The sequence below is a fragment of the Lactobacillus nasalidis genome, from assembly GCF_016587775.1.
GTDB lineage: Bacteria > Bacillota > Bacilli > Lactobacillales > Lactobacillaceae > Lactobacillus > Lactobacillus nasalidis.
On record NZ_BOCG01000647.1, the window covers coordinates 1 to 7,115 of the forward strand.

Genomic DNA, 7,115 nt, shown 5'->3' on the forward strand with positions numbered 1-7,115 from the left:
TGGAAAAGGCGGCCGCCAAGACCCAGGCAGTCAGCGGGGACACTTATGTCAAGCTTGACTGCGGACTGCTCACGGTCAACCAGATCAACTGGCTGCTGCGCAGCGTTTTTGGCGAACTGACCTACTGTGATGACAACCACCAATTGCTGTGGTACAACAAGAATCCGGATCCAAACTACCGGATGATGGGCAAGCGCCGGCCTGACCAGATCGGGTCGCCGATGAGCGAGGTGCACCCAAACCGCGGCAATGTCTTCAAGTATGTCAAGCAGGTCTGGTATGGTTTGCGCACCAAGGCTACGGGCAGAAGCGAAGTCTGGACTCCAGTTTCAATGGGCCATGGGCAGCCGATTCTGCACTACAACCGCTACAAGCGGATTGAGGATGAGGAAGGCAATTTCCGTGGCATTATGGAATGGGTCGTTGACTTGCAGCCGCTGGCTGAATACTATTTGAAGACCAATGGCTTGAAAGCCGTCAAGGATGAACATCCGCAAAGACCGGACCTTGTTCCGTCTCCGGGGGACATTGCCTTGGAGAAAAAGCGGCAGTCTACGGACGCGAATACGGCTGCTTCTCAACATTAAGCAATTTTTTAGACCAGCTCAAGGCTGGCCTTTTTTTGGTCAATTTTTTGCATGGAAGAGGCAAGTGCAAACGCTTATAATATGACTAAAAGAAAAACAGTGAAGGTGAGAAAATGACGCAATACTTAGTTTTTGACATCGGCGGAACCAACGTGAAGTACGCCTTGATGGATGGTGAAGGGAAGCTGCTGGAAAAGGGCAAGCGGGCAAGTGCGGACAATCTGGAAGACTTTGTGGCGGTCTTGTACGCCATTGGCGACCAGTACAAGGGCAAGTTTGCCGGGATCGCGGTCTGCGCGCCAGGCAAGATTGACACCGAAAAGAAGATCATTCACTTTGGCGGGGCCTTGCCTTTTTTGGACGGCTTGAACCTGGAAGAGACCCTGGGGGCCAGATACGGCGTGCCTGTTGGCGCGGAAAATGACGGCAAGGCAGCGGCCTTGTGCGAGCAGTGGCTGGGCGAACTCAAGGGAGTTGACACTGGGGCGGTACTGACTCTGGGCACCGGGGTTGGCGGCGGGATCGTCGCTGGCGGCAAGCTCTTGCACGGGAGCAGCTTCCAGGCTGGGGAGCTCAGCTGGATGATCACGAACCAAGGTGCCGGGCTTAAGAAAATGGATGCTTACGCTGGCTTTGCCTGCTCAGCAGTTGGCATGGTGGAGAAGGTCAACCGGCAGCTGGGCAATGAAGATGTCAATGATGGTTTGGCGGCTTTTGAAGCCATCAAGTCCGGCAATGAAGAGGCGGTCAAGATTTTCCGCCAGTACTGCTTAAGCGTGGCGGTCATGATTTTGAACCTGCAGGCCGTGATCAACGGAGAAAAGGTTGTAATTGGCGGCGGGATCAGCGCGCAAGAAATCCTGATTGAAGAGATTCGCCGGCAGTTTGGAGAAATCCTTAATGACAACCCAATGCTGCGTCAACAGGTGACTCCACCGGAAATCGTGGCAGCCAAGTTCAGAAATGACACCAACCTCTACGGTGCTCTCTTTGCCTTGCTACAAGAGAATGAGAAGTAGCAGGAAAATTTTTAGCTGAACATAGAAAAAACTGAGCTCATCTTGCTGTGAGCTCAGTTTTGCTGTTGTAGGATGATTAGATTTTTTACTTCGTAAACCAGTAATTGACGTACCAGTCGTAAGGAACGGTTGAAAGATAAATGTAGACTAAGTTGAGAATGACAACTGAAATCGGTCCTACGTATGGCTTGGCGAATTTGCCATAGCGCATGATGGCGAGAATTGCTGCAGGTCCGAGTATGTCAAAAGCCGTACCGGTATTCATCACCCGTAAAGAAGTCAAGGCAATGAATCCGGCAACTAAGACAATTTCAGTGATCCAGAAGAGGACTGAAAACTTGCTCGTCCAAATAAGTATAGCTGCCAATACGAGTGCGACTGAAATCAAGATGAATGACCAGCCGATCTCAAGCTCTTTTAGATTAGTTTGAAATGTGACCTGCTCTGCTCCCATGAGCCAGCTTAAAACTGCTTCAACTAGGAAGATCAAGCAGTTGACCGACTTAATGATTGTTGAAAGAACTTTTTCTGTTTTTGTCATGGTAGATCACTTCCAACTGGTAATCTGATGAATGTAACTTGCTTTGAAGTCACCTTGAAAATTACCGACAAATTAAGCTTTCATGCTATACCCACTTTTTGCTGCGATAAACGATGAAAAGATGGAATAGCTTTACTTCGTAAACCAGTAGTTAAAGAACCAGTCATAAGGAACGGATAAAAGATAGATGTAGGTTAAGTTGATAGCAACAACCATAATAGGTCCTGTATATGGCTTAGTGAATTTACCATAGCGCAATATAAAAAGAATTATGGCTGAACCAAGTACATCGAAAGCTAAGCCTGCAGTCATTACCCGTAAAAAGATCAAAGCAATGAATCCGACAACTAAGACAATTTCAGTGATCCAGAAGAGGACTGAAAACTTGCTCGTCCAGATTATGATGGCAGCCAACAAAAGGGCAATAGACACAATGATCAGAGCCCAACCAATGGTAAGGCTTTCGAAATCGGTTTGAAAGCCAACGGAGTGTGCGCCCATTAACCAGATTAGAACTGCCTCGACCAGAAACATCAAGCAGTTGACTGCTTTAATGATTGTTGAAAAAATTTTTTCTGTTTTTGTCATGGTAGATCACTTCCAACTGTTAATTTGATGAAGGTAACTTGCTTTGAAGTCACCTTGAAAATTACCGACAAATTAAGCTTTCATGCTATACCCACTTTTTGCTGCGATAAATGATGAAAAGATGGAATAACCCTTCCCTTTGCTTTGTGAATTGTCTGCAGAAACAGTGTCGGGATGATCATTATTTGGATTATATGAAACAAAATAGTTTTCATCAGCGACATATTGTTCAAAAGAAGTTCCGGGATCCACTTCAACGTATTTCAGATACATCGGAAATGCTTCTGTATTACAGTATTTTACGAACTCTGCTTCGGAACTGTTGCTTTCGGTAAGAATACCTTTGCTTACACCTTGCTGGTAGATGGACGCAAAGACTTCGGAATTAGCTGTGGTGTCAGCATCCGCATTAACTGGATGAGCAACAAACAAGGATGCTGAGAGTAAGAACAGCCATGTTAAAAGCTTCTTCATGATTCGACCTCCACTTTTCAGTAAACGAATTTTGATAAATTGATCCATCAACCATATGATAACGCTTTCTTCACAGAAAGAACACATAAATAACGAAGATTAGTTGTTTGCCATAAATACACGTAGATATAATAAAGTTCCCGCACAAGGTGGACGATTATGTGAGCAAGCGCATAGGTACTTGGTCATGAATTTCTAGCGATATAACTATATCATGCAAGATCTGAGTTATTTTATAATGTTTGAAAAGGTGGAAAATTAATTATCTTAAAATTCAGAGCACAAATTTTGCTTATTAAAGCAAGGAAAAGTGAGATAGCATCGAATTCTTACAAATGTTTAAAAGCAAAATAAGCAGTTGACCAGTGCAACTGCTTATTTCTACTTCTTAAAATTCCTGGTGTTGGTTAGGGTCGCGGTCTGGCCGGCGGCCATCTGCCTTATCCAGATCTGTCAAGGCTTCCACTTCTTCTTCAGTTAAACTGAAGTCAAAAATGTCCAGATTGCTCAACTGGTGCTGACTGGAGGAAGCCTTTGGAATCGGCACGACCCCCAATTGCGTTTCCCAGCGCAAAATTACTTGAGCCGGGCTCTTGCCGTATTTTGCGGCCAGCTTTTGGATCAAATCTTCTTGGAAAACTTCCCCGGCCCGCATGAGCGGACTCCAGGCTTCCGTAACGATCCCATGCTCATCGTCATAAGCCCGGACGGCGCGGCTGGACCAGTAGGGATGCAGCTCCACCTGGTTGACGGCTGGCGTAACCCCGGTTTCCTTAATCAAGCGGTCGATATGCCCTGGTTCAAAATTAGACACTCCGATCGACCGGACCAAGCCGAATTTCTGCGCGTCGATCAAGGCCTGCCAGACTTCTACATAATGATCTTCCAACGGATTTGGCCAGTGGATCAGGTAGAGGTCAAAGTAGTCCAAGCCGCTTCTTAAAAGCCCTTCTTCCAGTTCGTTAATCGCGGCCTTGTATTCGTGGTGGGCTCCAGGCAGTTTTGAGGTTACAAAAAGCTGGCTTCTGGCAACAGAGCTGTTTCTGATCGCCTTGCCCAGGGCCCCTTCGTTTTCATAGCGGGCGGCTGAGTCTAGGAGCCGGTAGCCGTTTTCGATTGCCTGGCTGATATCCTGCACCCCTTGGTAGCCCTTGATCTTGTAAGTGCCAAAACCGATCTTCGGAATCTTGTTTCCATCGTTTAAGTTGAATTCTTCCATGATTTTTCCTTTCTTTTGTATTTGCTCTTTGCCTTTTTCTATCAATTATAGGTTAAATCTTTTGGTTTACGGTTGAAATCATCTAAAATAGATTTAGTCTAAAAAGCGAGGAAAAGAAATGGCAAAAAAACGCAGGCGCAAGAAGCGCCAAAATACCAGACTCCTGTCGGTTTTAATCGCCGCGGCGGCAATCATTTGGGGCGTCTACACCAAGGGCGGCCAGGAAAATCTGACCAGTTCAAACAGCAGCACTTCATCAAGCGCGGTCAGCTCCGCCCAAACTGCTAAAACCGTCTACGGGGGATTAGCCAAGAGCGACTATCAAAAGCTGGCCAATGAGACTTTTAAGTCCGGCGGCAAGGGCTGGCGCTACGTCAACAACAACCACTCCACCCTGGTGAAAAGTGCCTGGAAGGTCAACCGGGTCATCTACTCCAACCTGGACAGCCAGAACCGGACTTCCAGCTCCAACACCGCCTTTTTGGAAAAGCGGAACGTGGCCAATGACTCTTTGCGAGTAAGGCAGTATGTGCAGCCAACCGGCTGGCACTCCAACCGGCAAAACGGGACCCAGATCTACAACCGGGGCCACCTGATTGCTTATTCAGTTTCCGCCGGCATTGACCAGGACGGCAACTACAACCCCAAGAACCAGTCCGGCGACCAGAATAATCCCAAGAACCTCTTTACCCAGTCGGCCTTCTCCAACCAGAAGATCCAGACGATTTTTGAAAGCAAGGTCCGCTCAGCTTTAAGAAGCGGGAAAAAGGTCATCTACCAGGCCACCCCAATTTTTAAAGGCAAGGAGCTCATGGCCCGGGGGATCAACCTGCAGGCAGTTTCTACCGACGGGACACTGGATTTCAACGTTTATATCTACAATGTGCAGCCAGGCTACCAGTTTGACTACCAGACTGGCCGGGCTAAAATTGACCGGAGCATGCAGGTCAGCGAATAGAAAGAAGGAAGAAACATGCGCGACAATTGTACAACCATGCTGGTGGGCAAGAAGGCCAGCCTTGACGGGTCAGTGATCGTGGCCAGAGATGAAGACTACGACCAAGGCTATAACGAGAAACGCTTCGTCTACTATCCTGCTAAAAATTATGATGAAGTTTTCGTTTCCAAGGGAACTGGCGTAGAGATTCCTTTGAAAGGGCAAGGCTGCGGCTTCACCGCCGTCCGCGACGCTGTAGAAGACTACGGCCGCTTTGACGAGCAGGGGATCAACAGCTACAACGTGGCCATGAGCTCAACCGAAAGCGAGGCCAGCAATCGCCGGGTCTTAGGCCATGATCCTTTTGTCAAAAACGGGATCGGCGGAGACTCCATGCTCTACCTGGTTCTGCCTTTTGTCAAGACGGCCAGAGAAGGGGTCGAGCGCTTGGGGGGCCTGGTTGAACAATACGGGTCCAGCGAAAGCAACGGGATCGCTTTTGGCGATGAAAACGAGATCTGGTACATGGAAACCGGGGCCGGCCACCAGTGGGTTGCCCGCCGGGTGCCAGACGACAGCTACGTCGTGGCCCCAAACATGATGATCATCGGGGAAATCGACTTTGACGACCCGGCCAACTACATGTATTCCACTAATCTGCGCCAATTCGTCAAGGACCACCACTTGAATCCTTCTAAGACTGGCAGCTTCAACTTCCGGGAGATTTTTTCGCCAAGAGACCAAGACGACCTGCGCTACAACACTCCCCGGATGTGGTATGGGCAAAAGCTCTTCAACCCGGAAGTGAAGCAGGCCATCGACGACTTGGACATGCCGTTTTGCCGGGTGCCGGCCAAGAAAATTGCCATCGAAGACGTGCAGTTTTACTTAAGCAGCCACTATGAAAACACGGAATACGACTACCTGACCAAGGAAGAAAGCCCAGTCAAGAATGCCTACCGGCCAATTTCCGTGACGGTGTCTCAGGAATGCTCCATCATGCAGATCAGAAGTGACCGCCCAGAAGGCTACAAGGCCATCCAGTGGCTCTGCTTCGGCCTTTACTCAGCTGCTCCTTGGGTGCCTTTTTACACCAACATCAAGGACACGCCGGCCAACTACAAAGCCAAGACCGGGCAGGCTGACCCGATGGGCAGCGCCTACTGGCTCTACAAGTGCATCCAGGCCTTGCTTGAAGGCAAGCAGCAGACTTGGCAGAGAAAGCTCCGGGCTTTCCAGGCTGACTGTCAGAGCCTGGCCATCCAGCATGTCGACGAAACGGATGAGGCGGCAGAGAAGCTGGCCGCAGCAGAATTGCCGGACTTTTTGACTGAAGCAAATGAAAAAATTGCCGGCATGATCACCGCCAAGGGCAAAGACCTCTTTGACCAGCTGGTCAAGGACAATCTCAACAACTCGATTTACAAGTACCGGCCGTAATTTCCTGCTAAAAATAGTACAATAGTAATGTTGTAGAGAATGTAAGCAAGAAATCAACGTAAGGAGCTTTTTATGGAAAAAGAAATGACCTTGATCAACGCCAAAGGCAAGCTGAAGGGCATCTGGGGCGAGGCCGTGAATCCGATTGAAGGGATGACCCCGCTGGTGATCCTGGCCAAGACCGGTGAAAACGACCAGGCCCGGTGGCTGAGCCGCTACTTGAACGACTCCGGCATCCTGACCTTCACCTTTGAGGCGGCTGACTATGCCAGCGCCCTGGCCGGTTACCACCTGGCCTTTGACGAGCTGC

The 7,115-nt window shown here is 48.8% G+C and carries 8 protein-coding genes and 1 pseudogene; 5 read left to right on the forward strand and 4 right to left on the reverse strand.

Going from position 1 to position 7,115, the window contains the following annotated elements:
* Both lacNas_RS12240 and lacNas_RS12245 read left to right on the forward strand, forming a co-directional pair.
* Positions 1 to 587: PAS domain-containing protein (locus tag lacNas_RS12240; RefSeq protein ID WP_201330930.1), on the forward strand; the 587-nt coding region annotated here is incomplete at its 5' end.
* 113 nt (positions 588 to 700) lie between these two features.
* Positions 701 to 1,606, forward strand: a complete 906-nt coding sequence (locus lacNas_RS12245; RefSeq protein ID WP_201330931.1) for an ROK family protein — start codon at positions 701 to 703, stop codon at positions 1,604 to 1,606.
* An 85-nt stretch (positions 1,607 to 1,691) separates the two neighbouring features.
* On the opposite strand, the gene lacNas_RS12250 is transcribed toward lacNas_RS12245, so the two are convergent.
* The 4 genes from lacNas_RS12250 to lacNas_RS12265 form a co-directional block, all read right to left on the reverse strand.
* Complete coding sequence (locus lacNas_RS12250) at positions 1,692 to 2,147, reverse strand: hypothetical protein (RefSeq protein ID WP_201330932.1); 456 nt, start codon at positions 2,145 to 2,147, stop codon at positions 1,692 to 1,694.
* Positions 2,148 to 2,279: 132 nt separating this feature from the next.
* Positions 2,280 to 2,735 carry a hypothetical protein gene (locus lacNas_RS12255; protein WP_201330933.1) on the reverse strand — a complete coding sequence of 152 codons (456 nt, stop codon included), beginning with the start codon at positions 2,733 to 2,735 and terminating at the stop codon, positions 2,280 to 2,282.
* 72 nt (positions 2,736 to 2,807) lie between these two features.
* A complete protein-coding gene (locus lacNas_RS12260) occupies positions 2,808 to 3,209 on the reverse strand; it encodes a hypothetical protein (protein ID WP_201330934.1) in 402 nt (133 codons plus the stop codon).
* A gap of 388 nt (positions 3,210 to 3,597) precedes the next feature.
* A complete protein-coding gene (locus lacNas_RS12265) occupies positions 3,598 to 4,428 on the reverse strand; it encodes an aldo/keto reductase (protein ID WP_201330935.1) in 831 nt (276 codons plus the stop codon).
* Between the two features lie 118 nt (positions 4,429 to 4,546).
* Here lacNas_RS12265 and lacNas_RS12270 point away from each other — a divergent pair, with 118 nt between their 5' ends.
* From lacNas_RS12270 to lacNas_RS12280, 3 genes and pseudogenes are all read left to right on the forward strand, one after another.
* Positions 4,547 to 5,386: a DNA/RNA non-specific endonuclease gene (locus lacNas_RS12270; RefSeq protein ID WP_201330936.1), complete on the forward strand. Its 840-nt coding sequence runs from the start codon at positions 4,547 to 4,549 to the stop codon at positions 5,384 to 5,386.
* 15 nt (positions 5,387 to 5,401) lie between these two features.
* On the forward strand, positions 5,402 to 6,805 hold the full coding sequence (locus lacNas_RS12275) for a C69 family dipeptidase (protein ID WP_201330937.1): 1,404 nt from the start codon (positions 5,402 to 5,404) through the stop codon (positions 6,803 to 6,805).
* A 72-nt stretch (positions 6,806 to 6,877) separates the two neighbouring features.
* Positions 6,878 to 7,115: pseudogene (locus tag lacNas_RS12280) on the forward strand (alpha/beta fold hydrolase); the annotation flags it as partial.